This window comes from Corynebacterium glyciniphilum AJ 3170 (genome assembly GCF_000626675.1).
Lineage (GTDB): Bacteria > Actinomycetota > Actinomycetes > Mycobacteriales > Mycobacteriaceae > Corynebacterium > Corynebacterium glyciniphilum.
In genome coordinates, this window is the sequence record NZ_CP006842.1 from 2,638,585 (window position 1) to 2,657,427 (window position 18,843).

Below are 18,843 nucleotides of genomic sequence, written 5' to 3' on the forward strand. Positions count from 1 at the left end.
CGGTAGTGACGCAGCAGTCCCGCTGCGCCCGGCAAGGTGAGGGTCGGGCCCCGTCTCGGCGACCATCATACGTCTGCGCTGCCCGCCAAAAGTAACGGAAACGGCCACGGCGGGCATATTGTGTCCGAATCGTTACCCACCAGCCTCTCGCACAGAGCCAGGAACCGCGACCTGCGGATTTGCCACGGATACGGCGCGGGGCTATAGTTTCTCTCGTTGCCGAGGACGGGACAGTCTCTGCGGTACACAACACGCGCCATTAGCTCAATTGGCAGAGCAGCTGACTCTTAATCAGCGGGTTCGGGGTTCGAGTCCCTGATGGCGCACAATCACCCCAGGTAGACAGTGGTTACGATCACCGGCTACCTGGGGTTCACTCGTTGCAGTGCACAAAAAATGCACACAATTCGAGAGCACCGGCATGTCACCACGGACGCCCGACAACGAGAAAAGGGCCCCACCATCGGAAAGATGGCGGGGCCGATTCAGGTCACTAGGTCTACAAGTCGTTGCGGACTTCATCAGCGACAGCATCTGATGACTCTGGGTGTCGCTGCAGCAGACGCCGGATGGACGCCAACGCTGCGCGGTACTTCGCTTCCAGAGTGGACACCCTCTTCTCGAGCCGTCCGATCCTCTGGTCCCGCTCATTGAGGAGCCGTTTCGTCCACTTCTCGTTCTCAGCCAGGCGCTTGTCGGTCCAGGACTCCATCTGGTCCACGACCTGCTGCGAGGCGTCCGCGGTCCCCTCTTCTCCTCCCTTCGCCTTCGTGCGGGCGACCAGCCACAGGAAGAAGCCAGTGACAGCGGCAGTGACCGCGTCGCTGGCGGTGAGGTCGCCCAGGTCAAATCCGGTCACGTCGCACCTCCCGAATCCTCAGCTCGGCCCTGGATCCGCGCCAGACCGTGTAGGCGATCACCCCCGCAAACAGCAGGTACCAACTACCACTGAGCCAAATACCCGCTTTCATCAGAGACAATCCCCACAGCATGTGCAGCCCCAGGTCACCGTAGAGGGCCATGTCCGCCAGTCGACAGTCATGCCGCAGCGATATCGCGACGCAGACGATGCCAACGACGAGCCACACCCATCCCCACGTTTCGAGTGGCATCCATGCCTCCGCCGGGTGATCTCGACCTGACAGCGGATCGTATTGGAGGTACGACAGGCCCCGCACACCACACCCCACCCCTAGCAGGACGAGCAACACCGCATCAGTCAGCGCCCACGCTCGCATCCGCTCCGCCGGAGCACGCAGGCGTGGCGGCAGGTGATCGATAGGCATACCGATCACGCCCCCGGGTAGATACCTGGACCAGCCGGATCATTCTCAGGCTCAGGCTCAGGTGTCGCCGCCTCAATGTCATGCTTTCCGTAGGGCTGATCGTAGACCGACAGGACGGCTTCCGAGACCGGGCCACGAATGACCTCTGGCAGGCTGTCGAGCTTGGCGACCAGGGCGTCACCGACCTGTTGGGCATATGCCTGCCCTTCGGCCCACGCGTCCTCGCGGACCTTCTCGACCTCGGCCAGAGCTTCCTCACGAGCCTTGGACCGCTCCGCTTCGACCTCCTGGGCCGGTGCGTCGACGTTGCGGAAGGCGGTGATGCCGAACAGGCTCAACAGCGGGCCGCCGACGTCGATGATGCGCTGCACCGTTGCGTCGATCTGATCGGGCTCAATGAGCCCCACACCCGCCAGGATCACGCCGACGACGACCACCCCAGCGTAGAGGGCTTTCCTGCGGACCTTCGGGGTGTCCCACTGGGACTTCTTCTCAGTCATGACTGCTTCCCTTCTGCGATGATGGCGCGGAACGTCTGCTCGTGGGCGATGGCGAGCATCTGCGGCACAGTCGCGGATCCGTACCGCCTCAGATTCTCGCGGCCCTTGGTGATGAGGTCGTCGATGCGCCAGCCGGTGAAGGTTGGCTCTCCGTCTTTGTGGCCTGAACCGGCGAGCTGCTCGAGCCCGAGATGGGCGTAGTTCACACTCACGGTGCTCTCCTTCGGTTTCGTAGATGGCGGGGCAGACGGTTTGGCCGCCTTGGTGTCGTAGAACAGGTCGCGGACCTGGTCCTTGGTGCCCTTGAAGGCGTTGATGTCGACCTCGAATCCGGCGACCGTCGCGTTACTGCCGAACTGCCACATGCTCGGTTTCTTGTTGCCAAGCGGGTAGGACCACTGCCGGTGGTTGTCACCGGGGTAGATCGACTTCGGAGCGCCAGTGGGGTTGGTGCCGTAGGCAGCGCCCCAGACGTGGCCGAGACCGTGCTGGTCTATATCCGGCTCCCCGCCGATGACCTTGCCCTCCCACCACGGCACGTAGGTGTAGATGCCGGGGACGTGAACGCCGGCATCGTTGAATCGCCTCTTGAACTCCTTGATGTGCTCGACGCTCAACCCCCGAGCGTTTTCGCAGTCCAGCCAGATCGGGCGCTTGGCGTCACCCATCACGGACAGGGATGCGGCGACCTGCTGCGCGATGCTGGTCCCCTCGCTGGGATTGCGGAGGTAGTGGTAGGCAGCGGTGACCAGCCCCGCACCCTCCGCGTCGTCGAGGTGCGACCGGTAGCACCGATCCTTGAACGTCCCATCCGTGGTTCGGATGATGGCGAACTGGATGCCCTCGGACGCCGCCCGCTTGAGGCTCATGCCATCCTGGAAGTAACTGACGTCCACGCCGAAAATTGTTCCCATGCTGCTTCCTCCTGTCGATGGTGGCGGCTTGGCCCCTCCCGGCGCGGTTGCACCGGCGAAGTATAGGGCGGGGTCTTGGTGTTTTCCGCCGAGTTTTCCCGGCGAGCCGTAGACCTCGGCGTGGACGTGCGGGCCGGTGGTCCTGCCTTCGTTGCCGGAGACGCCGATCTGTTGGCCGGCGCGGACGCGGTCGCCGGCTTTGACGAGGATGCCGGGGTGGTGGACGTGGCCGAAGATAAAGTCCTTGCCGACGGACTCCTGGCAGTCGAGCCAGATCCAGGAGCCGAAGCCGTTGACGCTGCCTTGGGCGCGGTCTTTGCCCTGGATCACGACGCCGTCTGCGGGTGCGTAGATGGGGGTGCCGACCGGGCAGGCGAAGTCGAGTCCGGCGTGCATGTCTCCCCATCGCATGCCGTATCCGCTTGCGACCGGCCTCGATGTTGTGGAGGTAGGGGGTGCTGATGCCGACCTCGTTGGCAAACTCTGCGGGTTTGAACCCCCGCGTCTCTCGGAGGAGTCGGAGGGTTGTGCCGACCCTCACCCAGTCGCATTCCTCGAACGGAACCCCCTCTGTAGTGCGATCACCGCCAGTCCTTCGTGACATCGTGCTCTCCCTTCGCTTCCTTGTTGCCAGCAGTATGCCGGAAACAAGAGGATGCCGCCAAGGACGATGCCGGAAATTTGCCGGAACTATGCAGTTTTCCCTGCTAGTAAGGGAACTACAGAGTGGTGATTACAGGCATGATTTTCCGCTCTGACTGCCGGAAACATGCCAGTGCCCCCACTAAACTTTCCTCTTGTTTTCTGGCAGAGTGTCCAACATGGATGTTGGAACGCAGATCGCTAAGCGCCGTTCGGACCTCGGGTTGACCCAGGCCGACCTGGCGCAGGCTGCTGAGATCACCGTTCGCACGATTGGTTCCGTGGAGCGGAACGAGACATGGCCGAGGAAGAAGACACTCGGTGCAATTGAGCATGCGCTCGGATGGGCCCCCGGCTCGCTTGAGCGAATCCGTGAAGGTGGAGCCCCCGACCTGCTGCCCGCAACTATCCCCGAAGGACTGTTTCCACACTCGCTCCAAGACCAGCTGGGGTACATGCAGGAGAAGCAACGTGGATCTTCACCCAAAGACCGCGATGGCGAGTACATCGACACGAACAACGGCGAGGACCTGACCGCCCTCCGGGCGAGCATGCGTGTCCTTGATCAGCTCCCCCAGCCAGTCCAGGACCTCATACTTCAGCAGGCCCGTCGTGACTTCTTCGCTGTCGGCAGTCGACTAACGCAGGAGAACGACCGACGACTTATTCAGTACGCCTTCGAACTCCTAGACAAGCAGGAAACTGATGAAGCTGCAGCGCGGGGAAAGACCCGCCCACGCGTGGTCGATGAAGAGCACGGCAATACCCCCGGTAGTTTGCCTCACGAACAGGAAGAACCTGAAACAACTACCCCCAATGTCCAATCCCTGCCTTATGTTGCTCATGACACCGACACTGAGCCAGAGGAGGGCGATGACGACTACCACGACGGACCCTGACACCAAGGCCTACGCACTCGGCATAGAGATCACCACCCACCACGGGGGCGAGCGCGGCCGACGCTACATCGACGGCACCATCAGCTTGCGCGACGACCTCGGTCCGATCAATCGCCGGTGCACCTTGGCCAACGAACTGGGTCACCACGTCCACAACCACCAACCCATCCCCGCCATGCACGACCGCCAGGAGCGCGAAGCGAACGACTACGCCGCGGAGCTCCTGATCGGCCCGGACGAGTACCAGGAGGCCGAAGCACTCTGCGACGGACACTCCGGTGGCATCGCCCGAGAACTCGGTGTCACCGTCGAACTGGTGCACGTATGGCAGGTACTCCAGGTGCGGAAGCAGCAAGAGAACTAGAGGAATACATGAGCTTGTTCAAGAAGTCCCCAGACGCAAAAACAGCGAAGCAGCAGCGTAAGAAGGCCCTCGAGAGGCGTCAGGAAGAGATCAATGCGCACCTCGGCCGCCTAGAAAAGGCAATTGGAGGAATCACCATCGCGGTCAACAGTGTCGCAGAGGTACTCTACGACGATGAGAAGTTGATCACCGCTGCTACGGGGAAGTGCGAAGGCAAGTACGCCTGCCTGGCGTGTACCGATCAGCGTATCGTCGTCGCGTATGGCGTGCTGACTGGGCGCATCGAGCTTCCCTATGACGATATTGACCGAGTCGACACCGGTCGGAAGTTCAGTGGAAGCTGGATCACCCTGCATAATTCTCTCCAACAGACCACGATCGAGAAATCTCAGGCATCCGACGAACGAATACACGAGATCAAAGACACTATCCGCGCACGGCAGGCCGCTTCACCGGTCTCTCCGGACACAACCAGTGACACCGCTCAGATCGCTAGGCTCTCCGAGCTCCACGAATCCGGGGCGCTCACTGATGAAGAGTTCTCCGCAGCAAAAGCAAAGATCCTCGGCCTCTAGAACACAGGGCCCCACAGTCGGCCAGGGCGATGAGGGCGAAGTGCCCAACGCATAAACCAGTACCGGCCTGCAAGGAGCAGACGAGATGAACAAAGATCGAGATCCCCGAAAACTGCTCAGCGATGCGGAAGAGCAGCCCCACCGATCCACAGAGATCATCCTCTACGAAACCGAGGATGGTCAGGCACGTGTCCGGCTCTACGCCGAAAAGGGGACCGTCTGGCTTACCCAGAAGCAGATGGCGGAGCTCTTCAACGTGACGCCCCAGTCGATCTCGTCCCACCTCCTGGCGATCGTCAAGGATGGAGATCTTGATGATGCTCTTACATTCAAGAAACTCTTGAAACAGCCAGGTCAGAGAGCTACGAATCACTACAGCTTGGATGCCATCATGGCCGTCGGGTTCAGAATCCGAGGGCCACGCGGGGCACAGTTCCGACGGTGGGCTACTGATGTCCTGACGGAGTACCTGATGAAGGGCTTCGCCCTGGATGACAAGCGACTGAAGGACCCCGTCGGTTCTGACCACTTCGACGAGCTGCTTGATCGCATCCGGGATATCCGAGCCTCCGAACGCCGCTTCTACGCAAAGATCACCGACGTGATCTCTGCGACAGCCGGGGACTACCGACCGAGCGAGACTGCCACCAAAGACTTCTTCGCCGCCTTACAGAACAAGCTTCACTGGGCAACCTTCGGCAAAACAGCAGCGGAGATCGTCTGTGAGCGCGTCGACCACATGAAGCCGAACTGCGGCCTGACGACATGGTCGGGCGAACAACCCAGGCTTCAAGACACTCGAGTGGCGAAGAACTACCTGCAAGATGAGGAGCTCCGGACCGTCAACCGGCTTACTACCATGTTCCTCGACTACGCAGAGGACCAGACAGGCAAGAGAAAACAGCTGTTCCTGTCTGATTGGGCCCTCCAGACCGACAAGTTCCTCGAGTTCAATGATCGAGAGATCCTCACACACAGGGGGAAGCGCAGTAACGCCCAGGTGAAGACCATCACGAAACGTGAGTGGGACGCCTACCGGCACAGGCACACCGCAGAAATGGAGGAGAAAGAGATGGCTGCCATCGAGGCGATCGTCCACGACAGCAATGAGACCGAGATATAGCGAAGCGGCCCTCATCGTGCTGGAACACGATGAGGGCCAGTATCCACGTACTCAGCAGCAGACACCAGGAGTCTACCAATGGCGCGAGGTCGACCGGTCACACCGCCAGGAACCTACGGTGAAGTCAACGCCGCCAAGATCAGTACCGGTCGATGGCAGGCCAACCTCCGCGTCCGCCTACTCAACGGCTCTACCAAGCAGATCCGAAAGAACGGCGGGACGAAAGCGGAGGCCGTCCGGCGCGCGAAGCAGGCGGCAATGGAGGCCACCGGCGTCAGTGACACCGACGACCTCACGACGACCAGCACCATCACGGCCCTGATCGAGCACTACCTCGATCACCTCGACCGGGCGGCGGGAACGCTCGACGTCTACCGCTCAACGTTGCGGAACCACATCACCCCAGGAATCGGGCAGCTGCGGATCAACGAGGCTACCGCCGGGCGGCTCGACACATTCCTGAGGTCGCTTGCCCCGGCGACGGCGAAACGGTGCCGGTCGATGCTGTCCGGCGCGTTCGGCGTCGCCGTGCGCTACGGTCTGGTGCTCCACAACCCCGTGCGCGACACCCTACCGCCGAAGATCACCACGCCGGAGGCGCGGGCACTGACGATGGAGGAGCTGCAGACCGTGCGACGTGCGGCCCCGGTGGTTCACCACAGCCCCGGGCAATGGCCCACGGCCACGGGCGGCTGCCTTCCCCAACATCATCGATGTGCTCGCCGGGACGGGTGCGCGGATCTCCGACGTGCTCCGACTGCAGTGGACGGATCTCGACCTCGACGACACTCCGCCAACTGCAGTGATCCACGATGTGAAAGGTGGCGGACGACGCCGCATCATCGAGCTACCGGGCTCGGCAGCCACCGCGCTGCGGTCACAGCAGAAGGCGACGATGCAGGCGTGCCCGTGGGTGTTCCCACCGGGACGAGGAACCCGTTGACGAAATCGAACATCGAGCGGTGGATGCGGCAGGCGAAGGACGGGTGGGACGCACTTCCAGCCGACAAGAAGACAGGTGAGCCCGATGTGTCGTGGGTGACTCCCCACACCTTCCGGCTGTCGGTGGCGACGTGGCTGAATGATCGGGTAAGTCTGCAGGCCGCGTCACAGCAGCTGGGGCACTCGGATTCGACGATGACGGAGCACCACTACCTTGATCGGACAGCGACCGGCCCCGCGGTGGCCCTGGCCCTCAACGCAGTGTTGGAGTGCACAGAAAATGCACAAAAGAAACCACGAATTTTCGATAACGGATGGAACGTGTGCGAATGCCAGCCCGTCTACATGCAGAGTCGCTGGACTGGTCGAAAATAGATGGAACTGCAAACGTCGAGAATCCCTCCCAGTTCGGGGTTCGAGTCCCTGATGACGCACAACACACCCCGGACGGGCACTGGCTTCGGCCACCGGTCGTCCGGGTTTTTGGTCGTTGTAGCCCACACATCGGGAACGGCTGTGGTGCGAGAGGCCCCGCTCCGGTTCTCCGGGCCGGTGGAGATATGATGTCCTGATGCCCCGCAGACGCCACACGCCGCTTCCGATCGAGGTGTGGGCACTGGTCGCAGGTGCTTTCGCCGTCGCCCTCGGTTACGGAGTCGTCGCGCCGGCCATCCCCCAGTACGCACACGCCTTCGGCGTCTCGAACGCCGCAGCCTCGGGAATCGTCAGCGCTTTCGCGTTGATGAGACTGGTCGGGGCTCCCCTGGCCGGCCGGATCCTCGTCAAACTCGGCGAACGGCGTACCTACACCCTGGGGATCCTCATCGTCGCGGCGTCCACCGGCGCGTGCGCTGTGGCAGAGAACTACACCCAACTACTGATCCTCCGTGGTCTGGGCGGAGTCGGTTCGATCATGTTCACCGTGGCTGCCACCGCCTTGTTGATCAAGGTGAGCCCGGTGGACGCCCGGGGCCGCGTTTCAAGTGTCAATGCCGCCGGCTTCCTCCTCGGAAACCTGATGGGCCCGGTATTCGGCGCCCTCGTCGCCGGGTTCGGGCTCCGCGCACCGTTCATCTTCTACTTCATCATGCTCGTCGTCGCCGCTACCGTCGTCTGGTTCGCACTCCGCCGGTCCCCGCTGGCCGGAGCGCAGGCCGACGAGAGCCCGCGAGAGCCACTCACCCTGGCGATGTCGCTGAGGATCCCCCACTACCGTGTCCTGCTGGGGTCGGTCTTCGTGTTCGGGTGGACGTCTTTCGGGGTCCGGGTGTCGATCGTACCGCTGTTCGTCGCCGCAGCATTCAACGGTGACGCGGCCGTGGCCGCCTGGGCGCTCGCCTCCTACGCCGCCGGCAACGCGATCTTCATCCTGCCGTCAGGCCGGTGGAATGACAACGTCGGGCGCAAGCCGATGCTGGTGTTGGGCATGGTGATTACCGCTGTCGGCTACGTGGCGTTCCCACTGTCGCCGAGCATCGTCCTGGCGTGTGTGTCGATGGTTGTCGCCGGTGCCGGCTCTGCCCTGGTGAACCCGGGACAGCAGGCTGTGCTCGCTGACATCGTCGGCACGCGGCGCGGCGGTTCCACTGTCGCGGGCTACTCGATGCTTCAGGATTTCGGTGGGGTTCTGGGTCCGCTGGTGGCCGGAGTCCTTGTCGATGTCGCCGGTTTCGGCTGGGCCTTCGGGGTCAGCGGGATTCTGCTCGTCCTGGCCGCTGTCGGTTGGGCATCGGTCTCCGATTCCCGGACACTCCAGGAATCAACCGGTACAGGGCTCAGCGACACCGACCGCACCTGACCCTGCAAGTGTCAGCGTCGGGCAGAGAGCAGCCCGGTAATCGGCCCGAGAATCCAGCTGACCAACGCCATGATGATCGCACCCCAGAATGCCGCACCGAATGTCGCGATGTCGAGGCCGAGTCCCACCGCCTGCGCCACGATCTCCGCCAGCAGGAAGACCCCGGCGTTGATCACCAGGGCGAACAGGCCCAGCGTGAGAATGGTCAGTGGGAGTCCCAGAAGCCGTAGGACCGGACGGACAGTCATGTTGAGCAACAGGATCACCGCAGCACAGCCCAGGAACACCCACAACCGGTCGTTCTCACCGTTACCGACGAGGGGTTCAGCCGGCGCTGTGACCGTGACACCACTGATGAAGTAGGTCACGACCCACAACCCCACGGCGGTGCCGACGGCGCGGACGAGGAAGTTCCAGATAAGTCCCATGTCCCGAAACTACCATCGCCGCAACCGGGGTCAGTTCCTCCGACGCTTCCCCCACCAGCCGATGATCGTGGGCAGGTAAGCACCGATGACCAACATCGCCAGGGTGCGCATCACCTGGACCACGGTGACGATCGGCTCCGACCCCGCTTCATGGGCGAAAGCCAGCACAGCATAGATCCCTCCGGGCACGGTGGCCAGATAGGCGTCCAGCAGCGGGACATCACTGAAGTGGGCGATCAGTAGTGCGGCGACGATCGCGCCGACAATCATCGACGCCACCGCTGTGAGGATCAGGGGCAGGCTGTGGCTGAACTGTCTCAACGCCGACTTCGTGAGCGTCCCACCTGCTTGGACGCCGATCACCGCATAGGCGAACACCAGTAAGAGCCCCTCCGGGCGCAGCCACTGGTCCGGCACTCCGACCGTTCCGGCGACCCAGGTCAGGAGCATCGACAACAGAAGATACGGTACCGGTAGTTTCGCCACCCGGCGCGTCAGCCGCACGAGCAACCACACCACTCCCCAGACCACGAGGGCACCAAGGACGGAACGGGGTTCAGGAAACCACCACGCCACGGAGTCAGCGTCGCCGGCGGTGTCCTCCCCGGAACCGGTATCCCCACCTCCGGCGAAGAGGTGCACGAAGGCGGGCAGTGTCAGTACCACCAACGACAGTCGCAGATACTGAGTGAGGACGACGAAGCGCACGTCCTCCTTCAGTTCGGCGGCGAGCACCGTCATGCCGCTCGCTCCCCCGGCCAACGTCGCCAACAGGGAGCTGACCGCACTGGCCGCGCCCGAACGGTGAAGGAAGAACGCGGCCGCCGCGCACACCGCCAACGTAACCACGAGTGCCAGCACCGTCGGCGTCACGTACCCCGCGACCGTGGCCCCGTCGAGTTCGACCAGCGGCGCGACGCACACCATCGCAATGACCACCTGGGCCGGTTGCATCAGTCGCGTCGGTGGGGTGGTCTGCCGGTCAGAGAGGATCGCGTAGGCACCGAATGAGACCAGGAAAGCGAATATCCAGGACGCAGGGACACCGAGCTCAGTACACACCGCCCCGAGCGCCACCGCGCATGCGCAAACCCCGACGATCTCGACGGCACGTCGTGTGCCGGAGATCCGCCGGGGCTCTCTCGGTTCGCGCGGGGCGGGGATGTTGATCAGGACCTGGCGTCTGCCAGCAGGCGCTGGATTTCCTTGATCTGCTTCTTCTCGTTGCGCTTGCCCGCCACCGTCAGTGCGACGACGAGGCCCACACCTGCGACGACGCCGCCGATAATCAACTGGACCTTCGGCTGGGCGAGGACGTTGGAGACCTGGGTCTTCGCCTCGTCCGCCAGATTCTTCGGTGCCGCGCGGACGCTGAGCTCGTCCAGAGTCTTCGCGAGCTGTTCACGGGTGCGTTCGATGTCGCTCTGGATAGAGTCGATGGTGCGGGCCACTGAAGTCTCCTGCATTGCTGGTCGTGACTGACGGTTTCGGGATTGTTCCTGAATTGTACGTTCTCCGGTACCTGCAGTGCAGAAGAACCCTCCGAACGGTGCTCGACAGAACCGGGGATCACCGTACACTCGGTGCACATGAGCACTTCCGACAACAACGACACGCCAGCGACCACCCGCACCATCCTCGAGATCGGGGAGGTGGCGCCGAACTTCACCCTCACCGACGACCGGGGCCGGCAGGTCAGCCTGTCTGATTACAACGGCCGCCGCGTCATCGTGTACTTCTACCCCAAGGCTGATACGCCGGGCTGCACCACCGAGGCCTGTGACTTCCGCGATTCACTCACCGAACTCAATGACGCCGGCGTGGACGTTCTCGGCATCTCACCGGATTCCGTGGAGAAGCTGGAGAAGTTCCGTGAGAACCATGACCTGACGTTCCCCCTGCTGTCCGACCCGGAGAAGAAGGCGCTTACCGCCTACGGCGCCTTCGGTGAGAAGAAGAACTACGGCAAGGTGGTGCAGGGAGTCATCCGTTCGACGTTCCTGATCAACGAGAACGGGACCATCGGTCTGGCGAAGTACAACGTGAAAGCCACCGGGCACGTGGCGAGGATCGCCAAGGACGTCCTGTAGCCCTGCACCTCCCGGCGGTCAGACAACCCGGACCGACGCCGTCCCCGTGAAGGGACGTACAGTGCCGTGGATGTCCTTCCCCGCCCCACGCAGGACGATCCGGTAGTCACCGGGCTCTGCCCCGGTGGTGTCCCATTCCACGGTGACAGTCGTCTCGGTGAAGGCGCGGTCAAAGGTCAACAGTGTCGACCAGGACGAGTCATGGGCGACAACGGCACCGTCGGCCGACTCCACCAGCAGATAGCTGTCCTCCAGTCGCAGGTCATTGTTCGGGTTCGCTCCGACGAACCGCACGGCGACTGCTTGCCCGGCGGTCACCTCGCCGTCACCGGAGAGCACGTCGCCGAACCGTCGCCCCACGGGAGGGGTGTCCAGGACCGAGATCGCAGCCGGGCTCGCGGGAATCCTCCCGGTGAGATCACCGGCCGGTGCCCCGTGGTCGATCGCCACCCCGCCAGCCAATGCAGTGGCCAGCGCATGCACGGTCTGCTGGACAGCCGGTAGTTCAAGACGTCCGAACGCCGTCGCACCGCCTTCGTAGTCCTGCTGCCCGTACTCCTCTGGCGTGGTGATGTAGTGACCGTACCCGCAGGAGTACCCCTGCACCACGACATTGTCGGACGGGACGTCCATGGCCTCTGCCACCGTCCGACGGATTCGGAGCCCCGAGGTCACCGTGGGCTCGAACCCGAGGTACACAAGGACCAGCCCGCCGATACGCCACACTCCGAAGAGATGTCGTTGCTGGATCATGCCGTCGATGTACCCCATCGGCAGGAGCATGTCCTTCGGCGCGTGAATGCGGCGGACGTCCTCAGGAATCGGCGCTAGTGCGTTGAGCTGTCCTACCCACGGCGAGCCGCCGCGTTCGCCTTCATTGATCCCCAGGTCGACGTCGAGTCCGCCACCGTCCTCTTGGCTGGACGCAGCAAAGGCAGCGCCGAGAACGGCCGGCCCGGTCCGCCCGCGCATCCCGTCCGGCGTCCAGCGTCCATCCACCTCGACCGCGTCCATGTCCGTCCAGCAGGTGCGTCCGTCCAGGCCGGGCCGTGCTGCCAGCGTGTTGATTTCCGTGCCGGATCCCCGGGCTCCGTCCACTTGACGTTGGCCGAGGATCTCCACGGATCTCTTCTGTCCTTCTGCGCCGGGTCCGCCGGGGCCCGACTCCGGCACCAGGCCGTGGTTGGGCGTCACGTCACCCGGCGTCCCCTGAGCGAAAGCGGCGACGAAGGATGCCGCGGCGAGATTACGGTGATCAACGCCCGCAGCGGATTCGTAGGAATAGGCGGCGAAGCCCTTGTTGTCGCCTGAGATGTGACGAATCTTGTGGCTGAAGCTGATGGCATGCACCGAGTACCAGTTGATCAAACCGACGGGACTGCCGTCCCGGGCGACGTGCAAGGTGACCGACGTGCGGTCCACCCCCTCCGGGTTCTCGGCCTTGTCGGCCGCCGGATTCCGGTCGAATGCCTGCCGCGAACGGTTCTGTCCGACTCCGTCGATCTCGCCGCTGACGAGGGTGAGTTCGGCCGGGGCGACGTCGTCATGGGCGCGTTGGATCGATCGGACGACCCCTGACACCTGGGCCTCGAAGGTCACCGGACGGAAGCCCAGGGACACCAGGTCGACCATCGCGTGACCGGACCGGCCACCCGGGCCGACATGGGTGTGGGTGGCGCTGACCACCACATTGTCGCTGCGGTACGTATCCCCGTAGGTCTCCCGCAGACGACGCAGAACCTCCAGGAACACGGACTGGAACATCAGCGGCGTATCGACGGTGACGTGGCAGAAACGCTGGGCACCATCGTCGAAGATGAAAGCGCGGGAGTACAGCCGTTGCCGGATACCGACCGTGGTCTGTTCCTGCACCGCATAGCCGTCCATCCCCGCCCCGAGCGGCTCACCGGTGGCGTCGGCGATACCTCGGCCCACCGACATTCCAGGCCCCTCGGAGCTGTCCGGGGAATCACGGTGCGCCGTCCCGGCCACCGCGCGAGGCACGCTCGTCGGCTGGACGGACGACCACAACACCGTGCCGCCGAGTGCCGCGATCCCGGCGAAGAACGTCCTGCGTGAGAAATCGGTCATCATGCTCCCCTTCGAGTCTGCACTGACACTACGTCGGGCGAAACAGTCTTGTCTCGAAAACAGAAAGGAACCGACACCAGAACCATCGAGGTGAACGCCATTATCCACAAAGATGCAGGTCCAGGTGTTTCGTATGCAGCAGGCGTACTGACTCCTATAGATTCGTCACCAGGACAGTCCCGCTCGACGACCAGGAGAGAGAACCATGAACGTACGACGCAGCATCGTCGCGCTTGCACTCACCGCCCCTCTCGCCCTTGCCGGCTGCAGCAGCAACGACAGTGACAACGACGACAGCAACACCACCGACGCCGCCGGCGATACCTCCTCGGGCGCCAGCGAAGAGAGTTCCACTGCGGGCGGTTCAGTTGCCGACTCCGACCTTCCGGCGGTCGGCGAAACGATCAGCATCGACAAGGCGGACATCACTGTCGACAACCTCCGCGCCTTCGAGCGGGAGTCCACCACGCAGGTCTGTGCGGACGTGAACTTCACCGTGACCAGTGAGACGGAGCCATTGCAGGTCCGCGGCCTGGCGGCATGGAAACTCTACGATCCGGAACAGCTGCCCCGAACCCAGACCGTCTCGGAGGAAACCGACCACGTGCTTGACGAAGTCGGCCCCGGACAGAGCGAAGACGGGACCATCTGCTTCGACGGGCCCGCTGACCCTGGTGAGTACCGGTTGAGCTTCCAGGAGAACTTCGACGCACAGACCGACCGGGCAGAATGGATCGGTACGCTCTGATGCTGCATCGGTAACTACTCAGGGAGCAGTATGATCCACGCCCTGCGGCAGCTGGAACAGTGCATCATATTCGACAACAACGGTCGGGTGATTCGGTTCAACCGGTTCATGTGCCGGTCCGGTGAGAGTGTGGATCAGCTGGCGGAAATTGCGGGGCATGGTCACTCCTTTCGAAAGGGTGTCGGTGACAAGGTCTTTGGGGTAAGTCGGGGACGTCCACAAGCACGAGGGCACACGTGTCCGGGCAGAGGCTATGGAAGTCACTGACCTGCCCTGCCCCCGAGGCGTCGTGCACGACATTCCCCTGTGGATATCCCGGCCTGTCGTCCCCCTGTGTCTGCGCTGCAACGTTCCGCAGCTCGACACCGACGATCAAGCCGGACGCTGTAGTCTAGCATCTTCTGCGCCCTAGCGCTCCCCCATCCGCCGGCACGTAAGCACGGACCCCACGATCCCCATTCTGTGGTGCGTCCGAGGGGACTCGAACCCCTACATCCGTCAAGGACACCAGGACCTAAACCTGGCGCGTCTGCCAATTCCGCCACGGACGCCGAGACGGCCACACCGTGGCCGTCGAGACAGCCGGATCACCGGCTGCTCCGGGTTATGGTAGCAGCACCACCAGGGGTACCCTGGAACCTGTGCCTGATCCCGTGCCCGATGACTCCCCCGGAACCGCGAACACGCCGACATCCACCGGATCCCGGCAGCCGCAGTCGCTGCGAGTCCGGGTAGTTCAGCTGCTCTTTCTCGCACTCGCCGTCGTGGCCACCCTCTGTCTCGCATGGTGGCAGTGGGGGCGGTGGTCCAGCGGGGACGGCTCCTACCAGAACCTGGGGTACGCGTTGCAGTGGCCGATCTTCGGCCTGTTCTTCATCTTTGCCTACCGCAAGTACATGGAGTACGAGCGCGACAGGGCAGCTGGGGACACCGCCCCTGCCGCCCCCGACGTCTCCTCCGACTCCGCGCCCCGCGCGATCCCCGACGACATTCTCCCGACGCGTGACACCAGTGCCGCGGCACGAGAGTACTTTGAGGACGACCGACGGCACCAGGCACGGCAGGCACGCGGGGGACGCGCCTCCGCAGACAACAACACAGCAAGGACGGACTGAGAACACCGATGACCACCCCGACCACTATCCCGGTGACCCCTGAGCGTCAGCGCCGGGTCAGGGGAGCCCTGACCCGCTACTCGGTGCTGGCCTACATCACCGGTCTTTTCCTGCTCTTCCTGTGTGTGGAGATGATTCTCAAATACCTGGTCTTCCCTCCGATGGATATCGAGGCGCCGGGCTGGTTTTCCGTGGTGGCCATCGTCCACGGATGGATCTTCCTGGTCTACTGCGGCACCTGTCTGGACCTGGGGGTCAAGGCACGCTGGGCGCCGGTGAAGTGGGTGACCACCATCCTCGCCGGTGTCATTCCGGTGCTGTCCTTCGTGTTGGAGCGCCGCCGCCGCAACGAGGTCGTCGAGGCGTTCGGCCTCGAACAATAACCGACACCAACCTCCTCGGATCAGTCTGCCTGCGAGGTCTCGACTTTCGCCCGTCGCACCGCGGCGGCATCGATGTCAGTGGCCTCCGCCCCGGTATCCGGTGACCACCCGGCCGGCGCCTCCGGCCACTGATGTGTCAGGCATCCCAGTATTGCCAGCGCGGCAGCCTGTGTGGTCACCGGCAGCGTCGACAGATCCGGGAGGAACCCGGGGTTGTGGTTCGTCGGGATGTCGATGTCGAGACGGTCAGCGGCCTCAGCACGCCGCCACTGCTTCAACGGCGTAATCCCCACCGTCCAGAACAGGTACGGTGCGTTGAACGCCCGAGGGATCACGGAGAAGTCCTCCGACGCAGTCCAGGGTTCCATCTCCTGGGATTGCTCGCCGAAAAACCGGTCGAAATGGGGGCGAACCACCGCATAGGCGGTGCTGTCGTTGTCGGTGGCCGCCAGCAGGCCGAGAAACCGGAACTCCGGCTCGCGCTCACAACCGGCTGCGGCAGCCTCAGACCGCACGATACGTTTAATGGCATCCACCGCCCTGGTCCGCACCGACTCCTCGTAGAAGCGGCAGCTCAAGGCCAGACGCGCCGAGTCCGGGATGACGTTGTTCGCCTTCCCCGCCTCCACGGAGGCGACCGTGATCACGGCGAACTTCCCTGGCGGCAGCTCACGCGACACCACGGTCTGCAACTTCATCACCACCGACGCGGCAAGCACCACCGGGTCCACCGCCCGGTGCGGCATGGAGGCATGCGCACCCCGGCCGAACAGGGTGATCTCGATGGTCGTAGAGCTAGTCAGAACCGGCCCCGGGGCGGTGTACACCTGACCCGACGGACCGGGAACCACATGCTGACCAAGACAGACGTCGGGACGCGGGACGATGGAGCGCAGCCCGTCAGTAACCATGCCATGGGCGCCGATAGAGGCCTCTTCGGCAGGCTGGAACAGGAAGATCACGGTTCCCTGCCACTTCTCACGGGAAGCGTCGATGATCGACAGGGCACCGAGGGCGCTGGAGGTGTGCGCATCGTGCCCACAGGCGTGCATGGTGGGCACGCGCTGGCCTTGGGCATCCAGTTGGGCATGGGTCGAGGCGTAGTCGACGCCGGTGTTCTCCGCGACCGGTAGTCCGTCGAAATCGGAGCGGAAGAGCACGGTGGGCCCCTCGCCGTTACGCAGGACGGCGGTGATGCCGTGACCACCGATGCCGGTGGTCACCTCCCAGTCGCTGAACCTGTCCAGTTCGTCGGCGATCCGCCCGGCGGTCCACTCTTCGGCCCCGGAAAGCTCAGGGCGTCGGTGGAACTCCTTGTACAGGCTGGTGAGCCACTCCCGGTCAAGCGCTGTCTCTGCGACGATCTCAGCGGGTTCGACGGTCACGGGCACGGTCTCACGGTTCCTTCCGGGAAGTGGCGGGTCTCGGGATGCTCTCGGCATGCTGTTGTGCCCACCACCCTACCGCGAAGTCTGCGGTACCAGTCTGTATCAGCCGGTGTCAGGCTGTATCAGCCACGCAGCGCCGTCAGGTACGGCACGAGTTCAGCCAGGGCGCGGCCACGGTGGGACAGCTCGTCCTTGCGTTCCGGGCTCAACTCGGCGGAGGACTTCTGCGGCTCCTCGTCCGGGGAGAACAACGGGTCGTATCCGAATCCGTTCTCGCCCCGCGGCTCGCGCAACAACATCCCCCGCCACACACCGCGTACCGTGACTTCCTCCTCACCGTCGAGTCGTCCCGCCATCTCAGCAGGGACCACCAGGGCGCAGGCGGAGACGAATCCGGCACCCCGGCGTTCGTCGGGAACGTCGGCGGTCTGGCCGAGCAGCAGACGGTTGTTGGCCTCGTCCGCTGCACCGTCGCCGGTGTCGTGGCCACCGGACCACCGCGCTGAGAGTACGCCCGGCATGCCGTTGAGGGCGTCAACGCACAGTCCGGAATCGTCGGCGACGGTGGGCAGACCTGCGAACCGGACACCGTCTCTAGCCTTGATCAGTGCGTTCTCCTCAAACGTGGCACCGGTCTCCGGGGTCTCGGGATAATCTTCGACGTCGCGCAGGCTCAACAGCTCGATACCGTCGACACCCGCGGCGTCGAGCACGCGATGCAGTTCAGCGAGTTTCTTGGCGTTGCGTGACGCTACCAGCACTTTGATGCTCACAGTGTCACCGCCTGCCCCAGATCAGCCTCGAGCGCCTTGCGCTGCAGGGCGGTCAGATCCCGCAGTCCGCCTTCTGCCAGGTCCAGCATCACGGACAATTCGTCCCGACTGAACTCGGCGTTCTCACCGGTGCCCTGGATCTCCACGAAGTGGCCTTCTTCGGTCATCACGACATTCATGTCCACATCGGCACGACTGTCCTCCTCGTAGGGCAGGTCCAGACACCCCACACCGTCGATGATGCCGACGGATACGGCGGCGACGGGGTCAAGCAGTGGCTCACCGGGAACGACGCCGCGCTGCTGCAGCACGGCCAGGGCATCGGCCAGTGCCACATAGGCGCCGGTGATCGAGGCGGTACGGGTACCACCGTCGGCCTGCAGCACATCACAGTCGATGTTCACGGTGTTCTCACCGAGAGCGCGCAGATCCACCGCCGCGCGCAGCGAGCGACCTACCAGTCGGGAAATCTCCTGGGTGCGGCCCTTGACCTTGCCTTTGACCGATTCGCGCTGCATACGGTCGGCGGTGGCCGACGGCAGCATGGCGTATTCAGCGGTCAACCAGCCTTCACCGGAGTCCCGCTTGAACCGCGGCACTCCCTCGGAGACACTGGCGGTACACATCACGCGGGTGTCGCCGAACTCGACAAGCACGCTGCCTGCAGGATTGGTGGTGAAGCCCCGGGTGATACGGACGTTCCTCAGCTGGTCGACGGCGCGGCCATCGGCACGGGTGAAATTCACGGATGGTACGGATGGTTCAGAAGCACTCATGCTTCGCC

22 protein-coding genes, 2 tRNA genes and 1 pseudogene are annotated in these 18,843 nt (G+C 63.7%); 11 read left to right on the top strand and 14 right to left on the bottom strand.

The features are described 5' to 3' along the window. Positions 1-253: 253 nt before the first annotated feature. Positions 254-326: transfer RNA gene (locus CGLY_RS12320), tRNA-Lys, on the top strand. Positions 327-499: 173 nt separating this feature from the next. Here the strand turns inward: CGLY_RS12320 and CGLY_RS12325 are convergent. The 5 genes and pseudogenes from CGLY_RS12325 to CGLY_RS18115 form a co-directional block, all read right to left on the bottom strand. Beyond that, positions 500-859 (bottom strand): hypothetical protein, encoded by a 360-nt coding sequence (locus CGLY_RS12325; protein ID WP_038549825.1) that lies wholly within the window; start codon positions 857-859, stop codon positions 500-502. Next, positions 846-1,112, bottom strand: coding sequence for a hypothetical protein (locus tag CGLY_RS17595; protein WP_158407396.1), 267 nt, complete (start codon positions 1,110-1,112; stop codon positions 846-848). The genes CGLY_RS12325 and CGLY_RS17595 overlap by 14 nt, the downstream gene beginning before the upstream one ends. A gap of 179 nt (positions 1,113-1,291) precedes the next feature. Then, positions 1,292-1,786, bottom strand: coding sequence for a hypothetical protein (locus CGLY_RS12335; RefSeq protein ID WP_038549828.1), 495 nt, complete (start codon positions 1,784-1,786; stop codon positions 1,292-1,294). After that, positions 1,783-3,111, bottom strand: a complete 1,329-nt coding sequence (locus CGLY_RS17205) for a peptidoglycan DD-metalloendopeptidase family protein (RefSeq protein ID WP_081803912.1) — start codon at positions 3,109-3,111, stop codon at positions 1,783-1,785. The genes CGLY_RS12335 and CGLY_RS17205 overlap by 4 nt, the downstream gene beginning before the upstream one ends. A gap of 58 nt (positions 3,112-3,169) precedes the next feature. Further along, positions 3,170-3,304 (bottom strand): annotated as a pseudogene (locus CGLY_RS18115) (hypothetical protein); the annotation flags it as partial. Positions 3,305-3,521: 217 nt separating this feature from the next. Between CGLY_RS18115 and CGLY_RS12345 the strand changes: the two are divergent. From CGLY_RS12345 to CGLY_RS12370, 6 genes are all read left to right on the top strand, one after another. Continuing rightward, complete coding sequence (locus tag CGLY_RS12345) at positions 3,522-4,241, top strand: helix-turn-helix transcriptional regulator (protein WP_038549830.1); 720 nt, start codon at positions 3,522-3,524, stop codon at positions 4,239-4,241. Next, on the top strand, positions 4,216-4,605 hold the full coding sequence (locus CGLY_RS12350; protein ID WP_038549832.1) for an ImmA/IrrE family metallo-endopeptidase: 390 nt from the start codon (positions 4,216-4,218) through the stop codon (positions 4,603-4,605). The genes CGLY_RS12345 and CGLY_RS12350 overlap by 26 nt, the downstream gene beginning before the upstream one ends. An 8-nt stretch (positions 4,606-4,613) precedes the next feature. Continuing rightward, entirely contained in the window at positions 4,614-5,180 is a 567-nt protein-coding gene (locus CGLY_RS17825; RefSeq protein ID WP_038549834.1) for an SHOCT domain-containing protein, read from the top strand. 85 nt (positions 5,181-5,265) lie between these two features. Beyond that, positions 5,266-6,303, top strand: coding sequence for a RhuM family protein (rhuM, locus tag CGLY_RS12360; protein WP_052540157.1), 1,038 nt, complete (start codon positions 5,266-5,268; stop codon positions 6,301-6,303). Between the two features lie 78 nt (positions 6,304-6,381). Continuing rightward, the gene (locus CGLY_RS17970) at positions 6,382-7,620 is read left to right on the top strand and encodes a tyrosine-type recombinase/integrase (RefSeq protein ID WP_038549835.1); all 1,239 of its coding nucleotides are present in this window, start codon (positions 6,382-6,384) and stop codon (positions 7,618-7,620) included. Between the two features lie 196 nt (positions 7,621-7,816). Next, positions 7,817-9,043, top strand: a complete 1,227-nt coding sequence (locus tag CGLY_RS12370; protein ID WP_052540159.1) for an MFS transporter — start codon at positions 7,817-7,819, stop codon at positions 9,041-9,043. Between the two features lie 11 nt (positions 9,044-9,054). Here CGLY_RS12370 and CGLY_RS12375 read toward each other — a convergent pair whose 3' ends face one another. The 3 genes from CGLY_RS12375 to CGLY_RS12385 form a co-directional block, all read right to left on the bottom strand. Next, positions 9,055-9,471 (bottom strand): phage holin family protein, encoded by a 417-nt coding sequence (locus CGLY_RS12375; RefSeq protein ID WP_038549837.1) that lies wholly within the window; start codon positions 9,469-9,471, stop codon positions 9,055-9,057. Between the two features lie 30 nt (positions 9,472-9,501). Further along, complete coding sequence (locus CGLY_RS12380) at positions 9,502-10,533, bottom strand: AbrB family transcriptional regulator (RefSeq protein WP_265101948.1); 1,032 nt, start codon at positions 10,531-10,533, stop codon at positions 9,502-9,504. 107 nt (positions 10,534-10,640) lie between these two features. Beyond that, on the bottom strand, positions 10,641-10,922 hold the full coding sequence (locus CGLY_RS12385) for a DUF3618 domain-containing protein (protein ID WP_038552933.1): 282 nt from the start codon (positions 10,920-10,922) through the stop codon (positions 10,641-10,643). A gap of 138 nt (positions 10,923-11,060) precedes the next feature. Between CGLY_RS12385 and bcp the strand changes: the two genes are divergently transcribed. After that, positions 11,061-11,561 (top strand): thioredoxin-dependent thiol peroxidase, encoded by a 501-nt coding sequence (gene bcp, locus CGLY_RS12390; RefSeq protein ID WP_038552935.1) that lies wholly within the window; start codon positions 11,061-11,063, stop codon positions 11,559-11,561. 18 nt (positions 11,562-11,579) lie between these two features. Here bcp and CGLY_RS12395 read toward each other — a convergent pair whose 3' ends face one another. Then, entirely contained in the window at positions 11,580-13,652 is a 2,073-nt protein-coding gene (locus CGLY_RS12395) for a neutral/alkaline non-lysosomal ceramidase N-terminal domain-containing protein (RefSeq protein ID WP_227590269.1), read from the bottom strand. Between the two features lie 205 nt (positions 13,653-13,857). Here CGLY_RS12395 and CGLY_RS12400 point away from each other — a divergent pair, with 205 nt between their 5' ends. Further along, positions 13,858-14,400: a hypothetical protein gene (locus CGLY_RS12400; RefSeq protein ID WP_038549841.1), complete on the top strand. Its 543-nt coding sequence runs from the start codon at positions 13,858-13,860 to the stop codon at positions 14,398-14,400. Positions 14,401-14,418: 18 nt separating this feature from the next. On the opposite strand, the gene CGLY_RS17600 is transcribed toward CGLY_RS12400, so the two are convergent. After that, positions 14,419-14,559 (bottom strand): hypothetical protein, encoded by a 141-nt coding sequence (locus CGLY_RS17600; RefSeq protein WP_158407397.1) that lies wholly within the window; start codon positions 14,557-14,559, stop codon positions 14,419-14,421. A 304-nt stretch (positions 14,560-14,863) separates the two neighbouring features. Next, positions 14,864-14,951 (bottom strand) — tRNA-Leu (locus CGLY_RS12405). 168 nt (positions 14,952-15,119) lie between these two features. On the opposite strand from CGLY_RS12405, the gene CGLY_RS12410 reads away from it, so the two are divergent. Both CGLY_RS12410 and CGLY_RS12415 read left to right on the top strand, forming a co-directional pair. After that, positions 15,120-15,515 carry a hypothetical protein gene (locus CGLY_RS12410; RefSeq protein WP_038552937.1) on the top strand — a complete coding sequence of 132 codons (396 nt, stop codon included), beginning with the start codon at positions 15,120-15,122 and terminating at the stop codon, positions 15,513-15,515. 8 nt (positions 15,516-15,523) lie between these two features. After that, positions 15,524-15,898 carry a DUF3817 domain-containing protein gene (locus CGLY_RS12415; RefSeq protein ID WP_038549843.1) on the top strand — a complete coding sequence of 125 codons (375 nt, stop codon included), beginning with the start codon at positions 15,524-15,526 and terminating at the stop codon, positions 15,896-15,898. Between the two features lie 20 nt (positions 15,899-15,918). Here the strand turns inward: CGLY_RS12415 and CGLY_RS12420 are convergent, their stop codons facing one another. From CGLY_RS12420 to rph, 3 genes are all read right to left on the bottom strand, one after another. Beyond that, a complete protein-coding gene (locus CGLY_RS12420) occupies positions 15,919-17,289 on the bottom strand; it encodes an amidohydrolase (RefSeq protein WP_038549845.1) in 1,371 nt (456 codons plus the stop codon). 119 nt (positions 17,290-17,408) lie between these two features. Continuing rightward, positions 17,409-18,053, bottom strand: coding sequence for a non-canonical purine NTP pyrophosphatase (locus CGLY_RS12425; protein ID WP_038552940.1), 645 nt, complete (start codon positions 18,051-18,053; stop codon positions 17,409-17,411). A gap of 2 nt (positions 18,054-18,055) precedes the next feature. Beyond that, on the bottom strand, positions 18,056-18,835 hold the full coding sequence (rph, locus tag CGLY_RS12430) for a ribonuclease PH (RefSeq protein ID WP_038549848.1): 780 nt from the start codon (positions 18,833-18,835) through the stop codon (positions 18,056-18,058). Between the last annotated feature and the right edge of the window lie 8 nt (positions 18,836-18,843).

Bases quoted from the DNA above. Each gene is read 5' to 3' on its own strand.
- CGLY_RS17595 (WP_158407396.1), bottom strand. From the start codon at position 1,112: ATGCCACTCGAAACGTGGGGATGGGTGTGGCTCGTCGTTGGCATCGTC.
- CGLY_RS12335 (WP_038549828.1), bottom strand. From the start codon at position 1,786: ATGACTGAGAAGAAGTCCCAGTGGGACACCCCGAAGGTCCGCAGGAAA.
- CGLY_RS17205 (WP_081803912.1), bottom strand. From the start codon at position 3,111: ATGCGATGGGGAGACATGCACGCCGGACTCGACTTCGCCTGCCCGGTC.
- CGLY_RS12345 (WP_038549830.1), top strand. From the start codon at position 3,522: ATGGATGTTGGAACGCAGATCGCTAAGCGCCGTTCGGACCTCGGGTTG.
- CGLY_RS12350 (WP_038549832.1), top strand. From the start codon at position 4,216: ATGACGACTACCACGACGGACCCTGACACCAAGGCCTACGCACTCGGC.
- CGLY_RS17825 (WP_038549834.1), top strand. From the start codon at position 4,614: ATGAGCTTGTTCAAGAAGTCCCCAGACGCAAAAACAGCGAAGCAGCAG.
- rhuM (WP_052540157.1), top strand. From the start codon at position 5,266: ATGAACAAAGATCGAGATCCCCGAAAACTGCTCAGCGATGCGGAAGAG.
- CGLY_RS17970 (WP_038549835.1), top strand. From the start codon at position 6,382: ATGGCGCGAGGTCGACCGGTCACACCGCCAGGAACCTACGGTGAAGTC.
- CGLY_RS12370 (WP_052540159.1), top strand. From the start codon at position 7,817: ATGCCCCGCAGACGCCACACGCCGCTTCCGATCGAGGTGTGGGCACTG.
- CGLY_RS12375 (WP_038549837.1), bottom strand. From the start codon at position 9,471: ATGGGACTTATCTGGAACTTCCTCGTCCGCGCCGTCGGCACCGCCGTG.
- bcp (WP_038552935.1), top strand. From the start codon at position 11,061: ATGAGCACTTCCGACAACAACGACACGCCAGCGACCACCCGCACCATC.
- CGLY_RS12395 (WP_227590269.1), bottom strand. From the start codon at position 13,652: ATGACCGATTTCTCACGCAGGACGTTCTTCGCCGGGATCGCGGCACTC.
- CGLY_RS12400 (WP_038549841.1), top strand. From the start codon at position 13,858: ATGAACGTACGACGCAGCATCGTCGCGCTTGCACTCACCGCCCCTCTC.
- CGLY_RS17600 (WP_158407397.1), bottom strand. From the start codon at position 14,559: ATGCCCCGCAATTTCCGCCAGCTGATCCACACTCTCACCGGACCGGCA.
- CGLY_RS12415 (WP_038549843.1), top strand. From the start codon at position 15,524: ATGACCACCCCGACCACTATCCCGGTGACCCCTGAGCGTCAGCGCCGG.
- rph (WP_038549848.1), bottom strand. From the start codon at position 18,835: ATGAGTGCTTCTGAACCATCCGTACCATCCGTGAATTTCACCCGTGCC.